The organism is Kribbella pittospori (genome assembly GCF_004331465.1).
GTDB classification, from domain to species: Bacteria; Actinomycetota; Actinomycetes; order Propionibacteriales; family Kribbellaceae; genus Kribbella; species Kribbella pittospori.
Window position 1 is genome coordinate 70,100 of sequence record NZ_SJKB01000014.1, and the last position, 18,021, is coordinate 88,120.

Sequence of the window (18,021 nt, forward strand, 5' to 3'; positions counted from 1 at the left end):
GCAACGTGGGAGGGGGAAGGAAACTGTGGCGGAGCTTGCGATCCAGCAGCTGAACCCGGCGATCCTGCCGCCGGCGACCGGGAACTACACACACGGCGTGGTCGTCGGTGGGGCCGAGCGGACGGTGTTCGTCAGCGGTCAGGTGCCGTGGGGCAACGAGCACGGCCGAGTGCCGGAGAGTTTCGAGGCGCAGTGCCGGATGGTCTGGCGCAACGTGCTCTCGGTCCTCGCCGAGGCGGGTATGGGAGTGCTGAACCTGGTGAAGGTGACGACCTACCTGTCCGACCGGCAGTTCCGGGCACTCAACTCGAAGATCCGTGAAGAGGTCCTCGGTCAGCACGCACCTGCGCTGACCGTGATCATCTGCGACATCTACTCCGAGAACTGGCTCCTCGAGATCGACGCGATCGCGATGGCCTAGTCCAGGTCTGATGATCCCGCCGGATCATCAGACCTGGACTGCTCGGTCAGGCCCAGGTTTCGGCGTGGGTGGCGACGCCGTTCGGGGCGATGAGTTCGGTGACGACGTCCTCGGCGTCCGCGTCGAGGGGCTCGAACGGGAGCTCCGGTACGACGTACGCGCGGGCACCGGCGACCATCTCGATGCCGGGCAGCTCGAACCAGGCCTCACCGACCTCGCGGCTGATCTCGTAGATCGCCTGCTCGGCCGAGTCCACCGGCTCGTCCTCGCCGCCGTCGTCCACCTCGGCCGGGTGCCGTTCCTGCGCCGCGCGGCCGGCGTCGAGCAGTGCGTCCAGGTCGACCACGCGCAGGTCGAACCGCGACACCACGCTGATCACCTGGTCCTGCTCGGCCTCCTCGTCGTCCTCGTCGTCGACCGAGTCCTCCAGCAGCAGCGGCGCCGTACCGGTGTGCTCGAAGACCGCGTCGTTCCAGCCCTCGACGAGTTCCTCGAGGGCGGCGTTCTGTTCGTAGAGCGCGGACTGCTCCTCGGTGCCGGTCATCGCGAGCAGTGCGTCCGTGTGGGCCTGGAGACGCTCGGCCAGCCGGCGGCTCGCCTCGGCCAGCGCCTCCCGGGTCTGGGTGGAGAAGAACTGCTCTGCGGGGGCGGTGATATCGACTTCAGTCACGTGCTGTTCTTCCCTTGTCTGTGCGTGGGGCTGTGCCTGGATCTGGGATTGCCAGGCGTAAGTATGCGGACAGAACCGCCACGGGCGAAGTCGGGTCCGCAATGAGGACCTGCGAGTACCTGTGAGAACCCTGTGAGAGCTGTCAGAGCGGGTGTGAGAGGCCTGCGAGAACACTCCTGAGCGGGCAGCTAGCGGTGTGCAGTGGCTTCATGAGCACTTTAGCTGTGAGGCGGTGCCGTCATGTCTGACGTCATCTATCTCGCCGTCACCGTTGTCGTCTTCGCGGCCGTCTGGCTCGCGCTGCGTGGAGTGGAGAAGCTGTGAGCGCCGAGAACATCGCCGGCCTGGTGGTGGCCGTGGCTCTGGTCCTCTACCTGGTCGCCGCCCTGATCTTCCCCGAGAGGTTCTGATGTCCGACACCGCAGCCGGCCTGTTGCAGGCCGGCTTCCTCATCCTGTGCCTGGCGGCCGTCTACCGCCCGCTGGGTGGCTACATGGCGCGGATCTACACGTCCGACAAGGACCTGCGGATCGAGCGCGGTACGTACAAGATCTTCGGCGTCGACCCGAAGGCCGACCAGACCTGGGGCGTCTACGCCCGCTCGCTGATCGCCTTCTCCGCGCTCAGCCTGATCCTCCTCTATCTCCTGCAGCGGCTGCAGAGTCACCTGCCGCTGTCGCTCGGCCTGCCGAACGTCGAGTCCGGACTGGCGTTCAACACCGCGGCGTCGTTCGTCGCGAACACGAACTGGCAGTCGTACTCGCCCGAGGTGACGATGGGCCACCTGGTCCAGTTCGCCGGCCTCGCGGTGCAGAACTTCGTCTCCGCGGCCGTCGGCATCACCGTCGCGATCGCGCTGATCCGCGGCTTCACCCGGTCGAAGACCGACCGGGTCGGGAACTTCTGGGTCGACCTGACCCGGACGGTACTGCGGGTCCTGCTGCCGATCGCGATTCTGGGCACTCTGGTCCTGGTCGCGATGGGCGTCGTGCAGAGCTTCTCCGGCGGCCACGAGGTCACCTCGGTGGTCGGTCAGACCCAGACCATCCCCGGCGGCCCGGTGGCCAGCCAGGAGGTCATCAAGGAACTGGGCACCAACGGCGGTGGCTTCTACAACGCCAACTCCGCGCACCCGTTCGAGAACCCGAACGGCCTGTCGAACCTGTTCGAGATCTTCCTCGAACTCGTCATCCCGGTCGCCCTGACCCGGACCTTCGGCCTGATGGTCAAGGACAAGCGGCAGGGCTACGCGATCCTCGGCGTGATGGGCACGCTGTGGGCGGCCTTCACCTTCGCGGCCACCTTCTTCGAGAACCAGGGCGCCGGTACCGCGACCCAGGCCGCGGGCGCCGCGATGGAGGGCAAGGAGACCCGCTTCGGCGAATGGGCCTCCGCACTCTTCGCCACGAGCACCACGGGTACGTCGACCGGTGCGGTCAACTCCGCGCACGACTCGTTCACGCCCTTGGGCGGAGGTACGGCGTTGTTCCACATGATGCTCGGTGAGGTGACACCCGGTGGGACCGGATCCGGCCTCTACGGCATGCTCATCCTCGCGGTGCTGGCCGTGTTCGTCGCCGGACTGATGGTCGGCCGGACACCGGAGTACCTGAAGAAGAAGATCACCGCACGCGAGATGAAGCTGGTCTCGCTGTACATCCTGACGACACCGACCGTCGTGCTGGTCGGCGCCTCGCTCGCGATGGGGCTGGCGGCGGCGCGCGCCTCGATCTTCAACACCGACGGTCCGCACGGGTTCTCCGAGGTGCTGTACGCGTTCACCTCGGCCGGCAACAACAACGGCAGCGCCTTCGGCGGTCTGAGCGCGAACATCCCGTTCTACAACACGGCTCTCGGCCTGGCGATGCTGCTCGGCCGGTTCGTCCCGATCGTGTTGGTGCTGGCGCTCGCCGGCTCGCTGGCCCGGCAGCAGCCGGTGCCGGTGACCCAGGGCACCCTGCCCACCCACAAGGCCCTGTTCGTGACGCTGCTGGTCGGCACCGTCCTGATCGTGACCGGCCTGACGTATTTCCCTGCTCTGACTCTAGGACCCCTCGCGGAGGGACTGTGACCACGCTGGTGAGGACCCCTTCCCCGGGTGCCAAGAACGACACCGGGAAGGTGGAGAAGAAGGCGCCGTCGGGTCTGTTCGACCCGAAGATGCTCTGGACATCCCTGCCGGACGCGATGCGCAAGCTCGATCCGCGGGTGATGGTGAAGAACCCGGTGATGTTCGTGGTCGAGGTGGGTGCGGTCGCGTCGACGATCTTCGCCTTCACCGACTCGAGTGTGTTCGTCTGGTGGATCGTGGTCTGGCTCTGGCTGACCGTGGTCTTCGCGAACCTGGCGGAGGCCGTCGCGGAGGGCCGGGGCAAGGCCCAGGCCGAGACGCTGCGCCGGGCCAAAACCGAGACGACCGCACGCCGGCTGCTCGGCGACCGCGAGGAGCAGGTCCCCGCGACCCAGCTCCAGCTCGGCGACCTGGTCGTCGTCGAGGCCGGCCAGATCATCCCCGGCGACGGCGACGTCGTCGAGGGTGTGGCCAGCGTCGACGAGTCGGCCATCACCGGTGAGTCGGCGCCTGTCATCCGCGAGTCCGGCGGCGACCGGAGCGCGGTCACCGGCGGCACCAAGGTGCTGTCGGACCGGATCGTCGTGAAGATCACCACCAAGCCTGGTGAGAGCTTCATCGACCGGATGATCGCGCTGGTCGAGGGCGCGTCGCGGCAGAAGACGCCGAACGAGATCGCCCTGAACATTCTCCTGGCGAGCCTGACGATCGTGTTCCTGGTCGCCACGGTCACGCTACCGACGTTCGCGGCGTACGCGAAGACGGATCTGAGCATCGTCATTCTGGTGGCGCTGCTGGTCTGTCTGATCCCGACCACGATCGGCGCGCTGCTGTCGGCGATCGGTATCGCCGGCATGGACCGGCTGGTGCGGCGCAACGTGCTGGCGATGTCGGGCCGCGCGGTCGAGGCCGCGGGTGACGTGAACACGCTGCTGCTGGACAAGACCGGCACCATCACACTGGGAAACCGGCAGGCGTCGGAGTTCATCCCGGTCCAGGGCGTGACCGACACCGAGCTGGCCGACGCGGCGCAGCTGTCCAGCCTGGCCGACGAGACGCCGGAAGGACGGTCGATCGTCGTACTGGCGAAGACCGGGTACGGGCTGCGCGAGCGGCACACCGGAGAGTTGCCGCACGCAACCTTCGTCGAGTTCACCGCGCAGACGCGGATGAGCGGCGTGGACGTTGACGGCCGGCAGGTCCGCAAGGGTGCGGCCGGTGCGGTGAACGCCTGGATCCACAGCCACGGCGGCAGCGCCGACCCGAAGCTGGGCGACATCGTCGACGGCATCTCCGCGTCCGGCGGTACGCCGCTGGTCGTCGCCGAGAGTGTGAACGGGACAGCCCGGGCGCTCGGGGTCATCCACCTCAAGGACGTGGTCAAGGAAGGCATGCGGGAGCGGTTCGACCAGATGCGCGCGATGGGCATCCGGACCGTGATGATCACCGGTGACAACCAGTTGACTGCGAAGGCGATCGCCGAGGAGGCCGGGGTCGACGACTTCCTGGCCGAGGCGACGCCCGAGGACAAGATGGCGCTGATCAAGAAGGAGCAGGAGGGCGGGCGGCTCGTCGCGATGACGGGTGACGGTACGAACGACGCTCCGGCGCTGGCCCAGGCCGATGTCGGCGTGGCGATGAACAGCGGTACGTCGGCGGCCAAGGAAGCCGGCAACATGGTCGACCTCGACTCCAACCCGACCAAGCTGATCGAGATCGTCGAGATCGGCAAGCAGTTGCTGATCACCCGCGGTTCGCTGACCACGTTCTCGATCGCGAACGACGTGGCGAAGTACTTCGCCATCCTGCCCGCGCTGTTCGCGGCGGCGTACCCGGGCCTGGACAAGCTGAACATCATGGGGCTGCACTCGCCGGAGTCGGCGATCGTGTCCGCCATCGTGTTCAACGCGCTCGTCATCGTGGCCCTGGTCCCGCTGGCCCTGCGCGGCGTCCGCTACAAGCCGTCGTCCGCGTCGGCGATGTTGCGCCGCAACCTGCTGGTGTACGGCATCGGCGGGCTGATCAGCCCGTTCATCGGTATCAAATTACTGGACCTGGTGATCTCCCTGATCCCCGGTCTACGGTGAGAGGTAGTTGTTCATGGCAAGCAATCTGCCCGGCTCGGTCCGGCAGTTCGGGGTCGCACTGAGGGCGGTGCTGTTCTTCACCGTGCTCCTCGGTCTCGCGTACCCCTTGGTGATGACCGGTGTGTCCCAGGTGGTGTTCCACGGCAACGCGAACGGCTCGATCGTCCAGGTCGCCGGCAAGGACACCGGCTCGGACCTGATCGGCCAGGCGTACACCCAGGACAGTGGGAAGAAGGACGCCGACGGCAACGCGATCATGGTCGCGGACCCGAAGTGGTTCCAGACCCGGCCGTCCGCGGTCGACTACGACGGGAAGGGGAGTTCGGCTTCGCAGCTCGGCCCGAACAACTCCGACCTGCTCGCAATGGTCGAGGAGCGGCGGAAGACGGTCGCGGCGCTGGAGGGTGTCCAGGAGGCCCAGGTCCCGCCGGACGCGGTGACAGCCAGTGGCAGCGGTCTCGACCCGGCGATCAGCCCGGCGTACGCCGCTCTGCAGGTCAACCGGGTCGCACGGGAGCGTGGCCTGGACGTCGCCAAAGTCCAGCAACTGGTCAAGGAGAACACCAAGGGCCGCACCCTGGGCTTCCTGGGTGAGCCGTACGTCAATGTCGTCACGCTGAACAACGCGCTGGCGTCGAACTGAGATAGTCGAAGCATGAGCAAGAGCGGCCGTGGGCATCTGCGGATCTACCTGGGTGCCGCGCCCGGCGTCGGGAAGTCCTACAAGATGCTGGGCGAGGGTCAGCGCCGGCTGGCCCGGGGCACGGATGTCGTGGTCGGATTCGTCGAGACCCACGGCCGCGAGCACACCGCGGAGATGCTCGAAGGACTGGAGATCGTGCCGCGGCGGATCATCGACTACCGCGGCGCCAGTTTCACCGAGATGGACCTCGACGCGGTGCTGGCCCGGCGGCCGGAGGTGGCGCTGGTCGACGAACTGGCGCACACCAACGTTCCGGGCAGCCGCAACGAGAAGCGCTGGCAGGACATCGACGAGTTGCTCGCCGCCGGGATCGACGTGATCTCGGCGGTCAACATCCAGCACCTCGAGTCGATCAACGACGTGGTCGAGAAGATCACCGGCGTACCGCAGCAGGAGACGGTCCCGGACCGGGTGGTCCGGGCCGCCGACCAGATCGAGCTCGTCGACATGACCCCGGAGGCGCTGCGCCGCCGGATGGCCCATGGCAACGTCTATTCGGCGGACAAGATTGATGCTGCCCTGGGCAACTACTTCCGGGTCGGCAACCTGTCCGCTCTGCGCGAACTGGCGCTGTTGTGGCTCGCCGACCGGGTGGACGTGGGCCTGCAGCAGTACCGTGCCCAGCATGACATCGACTCGACCTGGGAAGCCCGGGAACGTGTCGTGGTCGCACTTACCGGCGGCCCCGAGGGTGGGACCCTGATCCGGCGTGCCGCCCGCATCGCCGCCCGGTCCTCCGGTGGAGACCTGCTCGCCGTTCACGTCGCCCGCTCCGACGGGCTGACCGGCGCCGACCCGAAACGCCTCGCCGAGCAACGCATCCTGGTCGAGAGCCTCGGTGGTACGTACCACCAGGTCGTCGGCGACGACGTACCCGCCGCTCTGCTGACCTTCGCGCGGGCCGAGAACGCGACCCAGTTGGTGCTCGGCGGCAGCCGCCGGTCCCGGTTCGGTGCGCTGACCGGTCCGGGGATCGGTACGTCGACGATCCGGGACTCCGGCGACATCGACGTACACATCGTCACGCACTCGCAGATGGGCCGCGGCCGGCTGCCTCGGTTGCGCGGGAGCCTGTCCACTCGGCGCAAGGTCGAGGGTTTCGTGCTGGCCGTCGTACTGCCGCCGCTGCTGGCGCTGCTGCTCGGGTTCGGCGGTGACAGCCTCAATCTGACCAGCAACGTGCTCGCGTTCCTGCTGGCCGTGGTCGTGGTCGCGCTGGTCGGCGGGTTGTGGCCGGCCATGGTGACCGCTATCGGTGGGACCGTCGTACTGAACTACTTCTTCACGCCGCCGACGCGCACGTTCACCATCGCCGAGCTGAACAACGTGCTCGCGCTGGCGATCTTCGTGCTGGTCGCGGCGATGGTGAGCTCGGTCGTCGACCGGGCCGCCCGCCGGACCAGACAGGCAGCCCGGGCGGCGGCCGAGTCGGAGACCCTTGCGACTCTGGCCGGATCCGTGCTGCGAGGGGAGACCGCGCTGCCGGCACTGCTTGAGCGGGTTCGGGAGGCATTCGGGATGACGAGCGCCTGTCTGATGGAGCGGATCGACGACGACGAGCTGACCGAGGTCTGGCGGCCGATCGCCTCGGCCGGTACGCCGACCTGCCGCCGGCCCGAGGACGGTGACGCCGAGATCCCGGGGCGGGAGGACCTTGTCCTGGTGCTGCAGGGCCGGCAGCTCGCCGCGGACGAACGCCGGCTGGTTGGTGCGTTCGCCGCCCACGCGGCCGCCCTGGTCGACCGCGCCCGGCTGAGCGCTGCGGCCGCGGAGGCCAAGCCGCTGGCCGAGGCGGACAAGCTCCGTACGGCGCTGCTGCGCGCGGTCGGCCATGACCTCCGGTCCCCGCTGGCTTCGGCGAAGGCGTCGGTGACGAGCCTGCGCAGTGACGATGTCGACTGGAGCGAGTCGGAGCGGGCTGAACTGCTGGAGACGGCCGACGAGTCGCTGGACCGCCTGTCACGGCTGGTGGACAACCTGCTCGACCTCAGTCGCCTGCAGGCCGGCGTACTGCCTGTCTTCCCCCGGCCGATGGCGCTGGACGAGATCCTGCCCGGCGTACTGGCGGAGCTCGGTGACGACAGCGAGAAGGTCACCGTCGATGTCCCGCACACCTTGCCCCTGGTCGAGGCCGACCCGGCTCTGCTGGAGCGGGTCGTCGCGAACCTGCTGGCCAACGCGGTCCGCTACTCGCCGCCCGGCCGGGCTCCGTTGATCACCGGAAGTGCCCTGGGGGACACCGTCGAGATCCGGGTGATCGACCGTGGACCGGGCATCCCGCGCGAGGACCGGGACCGAGTGTTCGCGCCGTTCCAGCGGCTGGGCGACACTGACAACACGGTCGGCGTCGGTCTCGGGCTGGCGCTGGCGCGTGGCCTCGCCGAGGCGATGCACGGCACCCTGCAGCCCGAGGACACTCCGGGTGGTGGGCTGACGATGGTGGTCTCGATCCCGACCGCGAACCTGCGGCCGGCCGACGCCCCGATCCCCGGATCGCGCGAACGCTCCGAGCCGGAGGTGTCATGACCAGAGTGCTGGTGGTTGACGACGAGCCGCAGATCGTGCGGGCGTTGCAGATCAACCTGAAGGCCCGCGGCTACGAGGTACATCTGGCCGGCAGCGGTACGGCGGCTTTGAAGGTGGCGGCGCAGCACCCACCCGAACTGGTCATCCTCGACCTGGGGTTGCCGGACTTCGACGGCGTCGACGTGATCCGCGGGCTGCGTGGCTGGACCGAGGCACCGATCCTGGTGTTGTCCGGCCGGACCGACAGCACGGACAAGGTCGAGGCGCTGGACGCCGGCGCGGACGACTACCTGACCAAGCCGTTCGGGATCGACGAGTTGCTCGCGCGGATGCGCGCCGTACTGCGGCGCAGCAACATCGCCCAGGACCAGCCGGTGGTGACCGTCGGCGGGATCCGGGTCGACCTGTCCGCGAAGCGCGTCACCCTCGAGACCGGCGAGGACATCCGGCTCACCCCGACCGAGTGGCACCTGCTCGAGGTCCTGGTCCGGCACCCCGGCAAGCTGATGTCGCAACGCCAGCTCCTGACCGAGGTCTGGGGTCCCGGGTACGAGAACGCGAGCGGCAACCTGCGCTTCTACATGGGCCAGCTCCGCCGCAAACTCGAGCCCGACCCGGCGCGCCCCAAACACCTCCTCACCGAACCAGGAATGGGCTACCGCTTCGAGCCGTGAGAACCCTGGCCGCCCGCGCGCCGGCCGAGGTACCTCTTCGCCACGCCCTACGAATGCGGCGATCGCCAGCGTCACCGGCAGGGTCAGCCCGATCGCGGACGCGCCGCCGAGGGCGAGCACGAGCACGATCGCCTCCGGCCCGTAGGCCACCGGGGCCATCGCGTCCAGCGACAGCTCACAGGCTCGGCGCGAACTCCAACAGCCGCCTCACGCGGTCAGTAGGCGCGGATCCCTTCGACCTCGAGGGAGACGATGTTCGGGTTGTTGCCCGCGTGGCCCCGGCCGCCGCTGCCCGGCAGGATCGCCAGGTGTACGCCGGCCAGGTCGGTGTGATGTGCCTTGCCGTCCAGGTGGTCCCCGATCCACTGGCGGACCTCCGCCGAGGACTCGCCGAGGGCGAGGTCGGCGGTCAGTTGGAGGTGCGCGAGGATCCGCGCGACCATCGCCTCGTTCACGGTCTTGCCGAATCCGACGTACGCGTTGACCCAGGAGGCGTTGCCGCCGACGGTGTCGCAGTACCCCTTCTGCTCCTGGGCCGTCCCGCAGATGCTGTACGAGTCGATCGAGTAGACCTCGGTGCCCCTGGTCTGGGAGCAGGCGGTGACGTGGATGTCCGGTTTGACCTTGCAGGTGAAGCCCTTGCTGCGCGCGGCCTGGGTCACCTTCGCCACGGTGGCCTTGGTCTGGCCGTCCAGCAGGATCTTCGGGCTCGTGCCCTTCGCCGTCAGCGTCAGGTCGTGCCGCGTGTTCCCGTCGCCATGGCTCTGCCTGGCCTTACCCCAGCCGATGCGTGGTTCCCGCTCCTTGGAGGTGCGCAGGATGGCGGCGTCGGCGGGCGGGAGCAGCGTCGAGGTGACCGCGGTCATCGCCGCTTGGTAGAGCTTCGTCGTCTCATCGGCCTGATCGAAGGTGTCCACCTTGAGGTGCGCGTAGGTGACCGCGTCGTCCTGCGCCTGCAGGGTGACGACCTGATCGCCGTCGGACAGCGCCGGCTCGGCGAAGCATCGGACCACCAGTACCGGCTCGGTGAGGCTGTCCGAGCAGGCGAACCCGGCCGAGGTCAGCGCGGAGACGACCGCGTCCAGCTTCTCCGGACGACCGGCAGTGGGCGAGGGACTGGAGGACGGCTCGACCGACGATTTGGTGCTGGACGTCGGTGTGGGGGCGGCCGCGGTGTCGTCGCGTGATTGGACGAAGAGATACGTCCCCACTGTCGCGAGGATCGCGAAGATGAGGCCGCCGACCAGGATGCCGATCAGCAACCCTCGCCGCGGTCCGGGCCCGGGCGGCGGTGGTGGTAGTTGCTGCCACTGCTGTTGGTACGGCGGCTGCTGCGGTGACCACTGCTGTTGATAGGGAGGCTGCTGAGGCGGGCGGGGAGGACCCCAGTTCGGCTGGTCCGGGCTCATCGTCGGTCTCCCTCCCGTGGATTCGGCCACAGAATGGCACGGTGGTGGGGGCAGCGGATGTCCGTTTCGTTCAAGACCGAAGCGTCGTACTACGGGAAGGTAGAGCCATGGACACCTTCACCGCTGGTCGTGATTTCGTACGCCGGGAGGCCCGGCTGGTCGAGAATCGGCTCTTCGCCACCGTCTTCGAGGACGCCGATCCGCAAGGGGTGGTCGAGGCGCTGCGCGGCTATCAGAACGCCGACGGCGGCTTCGGCCATGGACTGGAGCCGGACAAGTTGGTCCCGGACAGCCTGTCGCTGGACGTCGAGGTCGCATTCAGCACCCTGCTCGCCTCCGGCGCCCGAGACGACGAGATGGTTCGCCGGGCGGTCGACTGGCTGGCCGCGACAGCGACCGCTGACGGTGCGGTCTCGCTCTGCTCGCCGGCCATCGAGGGATACCCGCGTGCTGAGCACGTGTCCGAGTGGACCTACCAGCCCAGCGTCAACCCCACTGCGGGCCTGGTCGGACGGCTGTACAAGCTCGGCTTCGAGCACCCGTGGCGCGAGCACGCAGGCGCCTGGTGCGCGGCCCAGTTGGCCGAGGCTCTCCCCGAGGACGCCCACGGGCTGCACGAGTCGCTGGAGTTCCTGGAACACACCGACGATGTCGACCTCGACCGCATCCGCGAGTGGCTGCCGAAGCTCCAGCATTTCCGGGCCGACGCCGCGGACCCGGCGTACGGCGTGACTCCGCTGCACCTGGCGCCGACGCCGGACAGCGTCTGGCGGCCGCTCTTCGACGACGCGCAGATCGAGGCCCACCTCGACCGCCTGATCGCCGATCAGCAGCCGGACGGCGGCTGGGCGATCACCTGGGAACCGCCGAGCCAGGCCGCAACCCTCGCGTACCGCGGCATCCTCACCGTCGGCGCGCTCAGCACGCTGAAGGCCTACGGCCGGCTCTGACCGGCCCTTGAAGGCACGACGGCCCTCCACGAAATTCGTGGAGGGCCGTTGACGTTTGTGCCGTTACCGCTCTTCGCGGAAGTCGACGTGCAGGCGGACCGCCGGGTCGTACTTGCGCATCACCAGGCGGTCGGGGTTGTTCCGCCGGTTCTTCCGGGTGACATAGGTGAACCCGGTCCCCGCCGTACTGCGGAGCTTGACGATCGGGCGGAGGTCATTGCGCTTGGCCATGCTGGTTCCTTTCGTACCGGGCGCAGCTCAGAAGCTTTGGGCTGGTTATCGTTTTCAACAAGACGGGACACTGAATGATTCCGGTGACGCTGCTGACAGGCATCAACGAGCCGTTCCGGGCGGCCGTGGCGGGCAATCTGCTGGCTGCCTCGGGCCTGGCGGGCGTGCTGGTCGAGTACGACGTCAGCGGTCTGGCCGGTGGATCGGTGGTCCGGATCGCGCGGACCGCGGCCGGGGTGATCGACCGCGAGGTGATCCGGATGGAGCACCCGTGCGTCTCCTGCGCGATGCGTGACTCGCTGGTCCCGCTGCTGGTCAGCATCGCGGCGGTCGACCGGTACGACGTCGCGATCGTGTCCGTCCCGGGTGCCGGGGACACCGAGGCGCTGGCCGCTGAGATCGCGCGGGACGCCGCCGGGGAACTGGAGATCGACGCGATCATCACGACGATCGACACGGTCAGTGTGGTCGGCGATCTGACCGGGGAGCGGTTGATCCAGGAGCGCGGCATCCCGACCGCCGCCGAGGACGGCCGGGCCATCGCCGAGGTGATCGTGCGTCAGTTGGAGTCCGCGGACGCCGCCGTACTGAGTGGCGACGGCGACACGGCTCGAGCGCTGGTACAGGCTGTCAACCCTCGGCTACTCATCCGGACCACGCCGGCTGGGCTGCTCGGCGTATGTCTGCATGATCCGGATCCGACGGAGCCTGGGTCGATCAGCGCGCCGTTGGAGGGCGGTCCGGTGCAGACCGTCGTCTGGCAGTCGGACCGGCCGTTCCACCCCGAGCGGCTGTACGACGCGTTGGAGGATCTGGTCGCCGGTACGGCGCGGGGCCGGGGGACCGTCTGGATCGCGACGCAGCACCGCCACCGGCTCAGCTGGGACAGCTTCGGGACGAACATCGCGATCGGCGTGCTGGGTCCGTGGCTGGCTGATCTGCCGGCCGACCGGTGGTCCGCGGTCGGGCAGCAGCACCAGGCCCGCTCGGCGCTCGAGTGGAACGCCGAGCATGGCGACCGGGCGTCGTACTTGTCCTTCACCGGGATCGGTCTGGACGTGCGGGAATTACGGGAGCGCCTGGATGGTTGTGTCCTTCGTGCGGATGAACCGGTCCACCCCTTGACCGATCCGTTCGCCCCTTATCTGGAAGGAAGTGCGGCTGCATGAAGAAGGACATCCACCCCGACTACCGCCGGGTCGTCTTCCGGGACAAGTCCGGCAACTTCAGCTTCCTCACCGGTTCGACGCGCGAGAGCAACGAGACGGTCGAGTGGCACGACGGCAACACCTACCCGGTGGTCGACGTCGAGATCTCGTCCGCGACGCACCCGTTCTACACGGGCCAGCAGCGCGTGATGGACACCCAGGGCCGGGTGGAGAAGTTCAGGAAGCGCTACGGCCAGAAGTAACGCCGGCCTTCCCAGCCCGTCGCCTCACCGAGGCGGCGGGCTTTTGCTTGCCGCTGGTGTGCACAAGGACAGGAGGTAGTCCCCCGGAAGCCCGCTCCGCCGAGCGGCGTGAGCGTGGTCGCGTTCTCCCGGGCGAGACACCTCCTGTCGTCGTGCACGCACGTCTGCTGTCTCGGATCTCAGACGCTGACCTGCGCGCGGCGGCTGTCCCGAGAGCCGTGGGCGGTCTCACACTGGGCCCATGGAACCGGTGGAGGTGTCGGGTGCCGGGCTGACGCCGCTGGAGGCCGTCGCGCTCGCGCAGCGGCGGACGGTCGTGCGGTTGAGCGACGACGCCCGGAAGCGGATGAGTGAGTCCGCGGCGGCGGTGATCGAGGTGGCCCGGCGGCGGCCGGTGTACGGGCGGACCACCGGGGTCGGCGCCAACCGGGACGTGCTGACCACGGACCCCGAGCACGGCGCCCGGTTGCTCGGATCGCATTCCACCACCGGTACGACGTCGTACCCGAAGGACGTGGTCCGGCTCGGGCTGCTGATCCGGGTCAACCAGCTGGCGTCCGGTGGGTCCGGGCTCGATCCGGACGTCGCCGACGCGATCGTTGCCCTGCTCAACGATGGCGAACTGCCGGACCTGCATCGCGGCGGTGCGATCGGCACCGGGGATCTCGGCCCGCTGGCCGAACTCGGGCTTGCACTCGGCGAGGTCATCGACGGCACCAGCGCGCTGCCCCTCCTGTCCAGCAACGCGATCACGCTGGCCGAGTGCTGTCTTGCGTACGTCGAGGCCTCCACGCTGATCAACGTCGTACCCCTCGTGGGGGCGTTGTCGCATGTCGCGCTCCGGGGCAACGCCGAGGTGTACGACGTCCGCGTGCACGAGGCCCGCCCGCAACCTGGCCAGGTGCGCGTGGCCCGGCGGATGCGCGGACTGCTGGACGGCCTGCCGATCCCGCCGGCCCGGATCCAGGACCCCTTCGGTTTGCGGGCCTTCGCTCAGGTGCTCGGCCCGGCCGTCGACCACGTCGATGCGCTAGGCAACAGCTTGCGGATCGACATCAACGCGTCCGCGGAGAACCCGCTGGTGGCCGAGGACACCGTGCTGCACAACGGCAACTGGCACGCGATGCCGATCGCCCTCGCTCTCGACTCGCTCCGGCTCAGCCTGCACAGCGTCGCCACCCTGTCCACGTCGCGCGTCGCGAACCTGGTCGACCCGGAGTACACCGGGCTGAGCCGCTTCCTCGCCAGCGGTGCGGAGGCGAGCTCAGGCGTGATGATGATCGAGTACGTCGCCCACGACGCGTTGGCCGCGGTCCGGTCCGCAGCCCAGCCGGCGACCCTCGGTACGGCGACCTTGTCACGTGGAGCCGAACACCACGCCAGCTTCGCACCACAGGCCGCCGTACTCAGCGCTCAACTTCTCGACGCACTCCGGGAGGTGCTCGCCAGCGAACTCGTCACCGCCGTCCGCGCGATCCGCCTGGCCGGGCTGACACCCGAGGACCTCGCACCGGCGGCCGTCGGCCCGTGGCTGGCCGACGCGTTCACCGCGCTCCCACCCGACCTCACCGACCGCTCTCTACGGGAGGACCTGGAGATCGCCCGCGGCCTGATGACCCAATGGGGCGACCGCCAGGTCGAACACCCCGCCGAATCAGGCTAGAGCTGCCCGAGATCGAACGCCGCAGCCATCGCCTTGAACCCGTCGGCGTTCGGGTGCAGGTGATCGCCGACGTCGTACGCGGGCAGCATCTTCGTCGGCGCCGCTGGGTCCCGTACCGCCTTGTCGAAGTCGACGACGCCGTCGTACTCACCGGACGTGCGGATCCAGGTGTTCAGCGCCTGGCGGTCCGCCTCACCCGCGGGCGAGTAGTAGCCGGCACCTTCGTACGGCGTGAGCGTCGCACCGATCGCCTTCAGTCCGGCCTGGTGCGCCCGCTGGATGAACTGCCGGTGCACCGCGATCAGGTCGGCCGGGTCGGTCGCCCCGAGGCTGCCGCCGATGTCGTTGATACCTTCCAGCAGGACCACGGTCCGTACGCCGGCCTGCGCGATCACGTCCCGGTCGAACCGCGCCAGCGTCGAGTCACCCGCCGTACCCGCGTTGCTGAGCAGACGGTTGCCGCTGATGCCGGCGTTCAGAACGCCGAGCTCGCGGGACGCCGGCTGGGCCAGCAGCCGGTCGGCCAGCTGGTCCGGGTACCGCAGATTCTGGTCGACCGGCGACACCACGCCGTCGGTGATCGAGTCGCCGAACAGCACCACCGAGCCGCGCACCCGGCTCTTCACGTCGACGCCCTCGATGATGTAGCGCGCGGCGCCCGGAATCGCCTGGTACTGCGAACCATCGCCGGAGGTCTGGTCACCGGTGGCGGAGAACCCGGTCGCGAACCCGGCCGGATGCTGCGTGAGCGGACCGGTCGGGCCTGGGCAGTACGTGCTGATCACCAGGTCGGTGTCCTCCGGTACGACGACGCGCACCGGATCGGACACCCACTCGGCGCCGACCGGGATCGTGACGGACGCGCGGCCGCCGAACAACACCGGGACCAGCTTGCTCGGCTCGACTGTCGGCGTACCGGCAAGCTCGTCGGCCCGCGGAGTGACGGACGCCTTGCCGACGACGAGTGGAGACGTCCCGTAGACGTTCGACAACCGCAGCCGCAGCTCCGAACCCCCGACCGATACATGCGCCACCTGCCGCAACGTCGTATCCGTGACCCCGGTCGCCGACATCCCCGACGTACCCGGCGGAGTCACAGCGACCGACCAACTCCCAACCCAGTCCGCAGGAGCCCCGGCCGAAGCCGTAGGACCAACCGCAACAACAAGCAAAGCCACCGCAACCACAAGCTGCTTGACGCGACGCATGAGACCACCTTCGTTTGGGCGGATACGTGAGGTGTTCCCCTCGATCTCACCCGCAGTCGCCAATCCCTCGCAACCGGTCATCGACGAACGGTCGAACCGCTGCGCTGGACGGAGAGGTCAGCCGTGGAGGCGGCGGGTTAGGGCTGTGGCGGCTTGGCGGATTCGGTGGGCCAGGAGGTGGCGTTCGGAGGGGGGTACGGCGTCTGTGCGGAAGGTGACGCTGATGGCGGCGGCTGGGTGGCCGGAGTGGTCGAGGGCGGCGCTGGCGACGGAGGCCAGACCAGGGGTGATGAAGGAGTCCTCGACCGCGTAGCCCTGGCGTTTCTCGTCGGCGAGGAGCCGGCGCAGTTGGGTGAGAGTCTGCGGCCCGTGGTCGGTTCGGCGTACGAAGCTCTCCGGGTTGGGGAAGAGCGCGCGGACCTGGGCCGGTGGGAGCTCGGCGAGCAGAGCGCGGCCGGAGGCGGTGAGAGTGGCTGGGAGACGTACGCCGACGTCCGTGACGAGGGTGACCGGACGGGGAGGCTGTTCCTTCAGCAGGTAGACGAGCTCCCGCCCGTGCAACACCCCGAGGTGCGCGGTCTGGCCGACCTCAGCCACGAGCTGGGCCAGCAGCGGACGCGCCAGCCGCTCAAGCGGATCGTGCCGCAGGTACGCCGACCCGATCTCGAACGCCGCCACACCGAGCCCGTACCGCTTCTCCTCCGGCAGGTGCACGACGAAGCCCTCGTCGATCATTGCCCGCAGCAAGTGGTACGTCGACGAGCGCGGCAGGCCGACCGCGGAGGCGATGCGCTCCATCGGCACCGGACCGGGCTGGGTGGCCAGGAACGTCAGCACCCGCAGAGTGCGGGTCGAGGCGGGAACGTTGCCGCTCACAACGGCAGGGTAACCGCCCAGGTCTCAGATTCCGGACGATTGGTGCTTCTTGGCGCGGCTCCGCCTCAGCCAGAACCGCACTCCCTCGCCCCCGACCGCGAGCGCGAACAGTCCGCCGGCGATCGCCCAGTCGATGTCCTCGTCGGCCCCGGACAGCATGATCCCGACGCCGACCGACAGTACGGCGAAGAACAGCAGCGAGATCATCAGCCGGTTCACAGCGTCTTCTCCGCGGTCCACGAGGCGCCCGTCACCCGGTAGCCGAGCCACTCGTTCACCGCGAGCATCGGCGCGTTGCCCGCGTCGTTCCCGGTGTGCGCGGTGACGAACCCCGCGTCCCGGGCGCGCGCCAGCGCGGTCGACTTCACCACCTTGGCCAGCCCACGTCCTCGCGCGGCCGGGATCGTGCCGGTCAGGTTCGACCAGAGCACCCGCCGGTCCGGATCCGCCGTCGTCGTCACGAACGACAACACGGTCTCGCCGTCGACCACCGCCACACTCAGATCGCGGCGCAGATCCGGGTGATCCCAGGCCGTCGCAAGCCATTCGTCGTACGGCGGTGAATCCGACAGGCCACTCGGATCGCCATCGGCGACGGCCATCGAGGCGAGCCAGATCTGCCGCGGCTCCACCTGGTCGTAGTCGACAACCCGCAGGCCGTCGGGTGCGGGCAACGGCGCGGGTACGGCGCTCAGGTCGGCGCTGGAACGGCTCATCCGGCGACCGATGACGAAGCCGCGCTTGGTCGCGAACTCCTTCGACGCGTCGTCGTCGCTGACCACGATCAACAGAGATCCGGCACCGGCGCGCACCGCCTCGGCGCCGATCGCGTCGGCCATCGCACTCCCGATGCCCTGCCGGCGCAGCTCCGGCGGCACGTGCACCGTGATCCGGACCCGCGGCTTCTCCTGCTCAGGATCGGGGAGGTACACGTTCCCGTAGCCGACCACGTCCGGTCCGTCGACGGCGATCAGCACGACCCTCGTCGAGCTGTTCCGTAGCCCGGTCTCGACCCCGCGGGCCGTCATCACCAATTGCGGCATCACAGCGGCCCAGACCCGGGCGATTCCTACCGCATCCCCCGGCCTCGCCGTCCGGATCTCGAACACCATCCCTTGACT

The 18,021-nt window shown here is 68.9% G+C and carries 18 protein-coding genes; 11 read left to right on the top strand and 7 right to left on the bottom strand.

What is annotated here, in order from left to right:
• Positions 1 to 25 precede the first annotated feature (25 nt).
• The gene (locus tag E0H73_RS34765; protein ID WP_238164468.1) at positions 26 to 421 is read left to right on the top strand and encodes a RidA family protein; all 396 of its coding nucleotides are present in this window, start codon (positions 26 to 28) and stop codon (positions 419 to 421) included.
• Positions 422 to 467: 46 nt separating this feature from the next.
• Here E0H73_RS34765 and E0H73_RS34770 read toward each other — a convergent pair whose 3' ends face one another.
• Complete coding sequence (locus E0H73_RS34770) at positions 468 to 1,091, bottom strand: hypothetical protein (RefSeq protein ID WP_131363643.1); 624 nt, start codon at positions 1,089 to 1,091, stop codon at positions 468 to 470.
• 320 nt (positions 1,092 to 1,411) lie between these two features.
• On the opposite strand from E0H73_RS34770, the gene kdpF reads away from it, so the two are divergent.
• Genes kdpF through E0H73_RS34800 form a run of 6 tightly spaced genes read left to right on the top strand, consistent with a single transcriptional unit; the run spans position 1,412 to position 9,152 of the window.
• Positions 1,412 to 1,501 carry a K(+)-transporting ATPase subunit F gene (kdpF, locus tag E0H73_RS34775; RefSeq protein WP_131363646.1) on the top strand — a complete coding sequence of 30 codons (90 nt, stop codon included), beginning with the start codon at positions 1,412 to 1,414 and terminating at the stop codon, positions 1,499 to 1,501.
• On the top strand, positions 1,501 to 3,162 hold the full coding sequence (gene kdpA / locus E0H73_RS34780) for a potassium-transporting ATPase subunit KdpA (RefSeq protein ID WP_131363648.1): 1,662 nt from the start codon (positions 1,501 to 1,503) through the stop codon (positions 3,160 to 3,162). Before kdpF ends, kdpA begins: the two co-directional genes overlap by 1 nt.
• A gap of 50 nt (positions 3,163 to 3,212) precedes the next feature.
• Positions 3,213 to 5,249, top strand: a complete 2,037-nt coding sequence (gene kdpB / locus E0H73_RS34785) for a potassium-transporting ATPase subunit KdpB (RefSeq protein WP_272949175.1) — start codon at positions 3,213 to 3,215, stop codon at positions 5,247 to 5,249.
• A 13-nt stretch (positions 5,250 to 5,262) separates the two neighbouring features.
• Positions 5,263 to 5,892 carry a K(+)-transporting ATPase subunit C gene (gene kdpC, locus E0H73_RS34790; RefSeq protein ID WP_131363650.1) on the top strand — a complete coding sequence of 210 codons (630 nt, stop codon included), beginning with the start codon at positions 5,263 to 5,265 and terminating at the stop codon, positions 5,890 to 5,892.
• 12 nt (positions 5,893 to 5,904) lie between these two features.
• On the top strand, positions 5,905 to 8,478 hold the full coding sequence (locus E0H73_RS34795; protein WP_131363652.1) for a sensor histidine kinase: 2,574 nt from the start codon (positions 5,905 to 5,907) through the stop codon (positions 8,476 to 8,478).
• The gene (locus E0H73_RS34800; protein ID WP_131363654.1) at positions 8,475 to 9,152 is read left to right on the top strand and encodes a response regulator; all 678 of its coding nucleotides are present in this window, start codon (positions 8,475 to 8,477) and stop codon (positions 9,150 to 9,152) included. Before E0H73_RS34795 ends, E0H73_RS34800 begins: the two co-directional genes overlap by 4 nt.
• Before the next feature lie 215 nt (positions 9,153 to 9,367).
• On the opposite strand, the gene E0H73_RS34805 is transcribed toward E0H73_RS34800, so the two are convergent.
• A complete protein-coding gene (locus E0H73_RS34805; protein WP_131363657.1) occupies positions 9,368 to 10,561 on the bottom strand; it encodes a hypothetical protein in 1,194 nt (397 codons plus the stop codon).
• 107 nt (positions 10,562 to 10,668) lie between these two features.
• Here E0H73_RS34805 and E0H73_RS34810 point away from each other — a divergent pair, with 107 nt between their 5' ends.
• Positions 10,669 to 11,511: a prenyltransferase/squalene oxidase repeat-containing protein gene (locus E0H73_RS34810; protein ID WP_131363659.1), complete on the top strand. Its 843-nt coding sequence runs from the start codon at positions 10,669 to 10,671 to the stop codon at positions 11,509 to 11,511.
• Positions 11,512 to 11,574: 63 nt separating this feature from the next.
• Here the strand turns inward: E0H73_RS34810 and rpmG are convergent, their stop codons facing one another.
• Entirely contained in the window at positions 11,575 to 11,742 is a 168-nt protein-coding gene (gene rpmG / locus E0H73_RS34815; protein ID WP_131363661.1) for a 50S ribosomal protein L33, read from the bottom strand.
• 74 nt (positions 11,743 to 11,816) lie between these two features.
• Here rpmG and E0H73_RS34820 point away from each other — a divergent pair, with 74 nt between their 5' ends.
• The 3 genes from E0H73_RS34820 to E0H73_RS34830 all read left to right on the top strand — a co-directional run bounded on the left by E0H73_RS34820 (position 11,817) and on the right by E0H73_RS34830 (position 14,816).
• A complete protein-coding gene (locus tag E0H73_RS34820) occupies positions 11,817 to 12,911 on the top strand; it encodes a CobW family GTP-binding protein (protein WP_131363662.1) in 1,095 nt (364 codons plus the stop codon).
• Positions 12,908 to 13,153, top strand: a complete 246-nt coding sequence (locus E0H73_RS34825; RefSeq protein WP_131363663.1) for a type B 50S ribosomal protein L31 — start codon at positions 12,908 to 12,910, stop codon at positions 13,151 to 13,153. Before E0H73_RS34820 ends, E0H73_RS34825 begins: the two co-directional genes overlap by 4 nt.
• A 241-nt stretch (positions 13,154 to 13,394) precedes the next feature.
• Positions 13,395 to 14,816, top strand: coding sequence for an aromatic amino acid lyase (locus E0H73_RS34830; RefSeq protein WP_131363664.1), 1,422 nt, complete (start codon positions 13,395 to 13,397; stop codon positions 14,814 to 14,816).
• Here E0H73_RS34830 and E0H73_RS34835 read toward each other — a convergent pair.
• From E0H73_RS34835 to E0H73_RS34850, 4 genes are all read right to left on the bottom strand, one after another.
• Positions 14,813 to 16,024 carry an SGNH/GDSL hydrolase family protein gene (locus E0H73_RS34835; RefSeq protein WP_131363666.1) on the bottom strand — a complete coding sequence of 404 codons (1,212 nt, stop codon included), beginning with the start codon at positions 16,022 to 16,024 and terminating at the stop codon, positions 14,813 to 14,815. The two genes, E0H73_RS34830 and E0H73_RS34835, sit on opposite strands and share 4 nt — an antisense overlap.
• A 117-nt stretch (positions 16,025 to 16,141) precedes the next feature.
• Positions 16,142 to 16,900: an IclR family transcriptional regulator gene (locus E0H73_RS34840; RefSeq protein WP_131363667.1), complete on the bottom strand. Its 759-nt coding sequence runs from the start codon at positions 16,898 to 16,900 to the stop codon at positions 16,142 to 16,144.
• Between the two features lie 24 nt (positions 16,901 to 16,924).
• Positions 16,925 to 17,119 (bottom strand): hypothetical protein, encoded by a 195-nt coding sequence (locus E0H73_RS34845; RefSeq protein ID WP_131363668.1) that lies wholly within the window; start codon positions 17,117 to 17,119, stop codon positions 16,925 to 16,927.
• Positions 17,116 to 18,012, bottom strand: a complete 897-nt coding sequence (locus E0H73_RS34850; protein WP_238164469.1) for a GNAT family N-acetyltransferase — start codon at positions 18,010 to 18,012, stop codon at positions 17,116 to 17,118. Before E0H73_RS34850 ends, E0H73_RS34845 begins: the two co-directional genes overlap by 4 nt.
• Between the last annotated feature and the right edge of the window lie 9 nt (positions 18,013 to 18,021).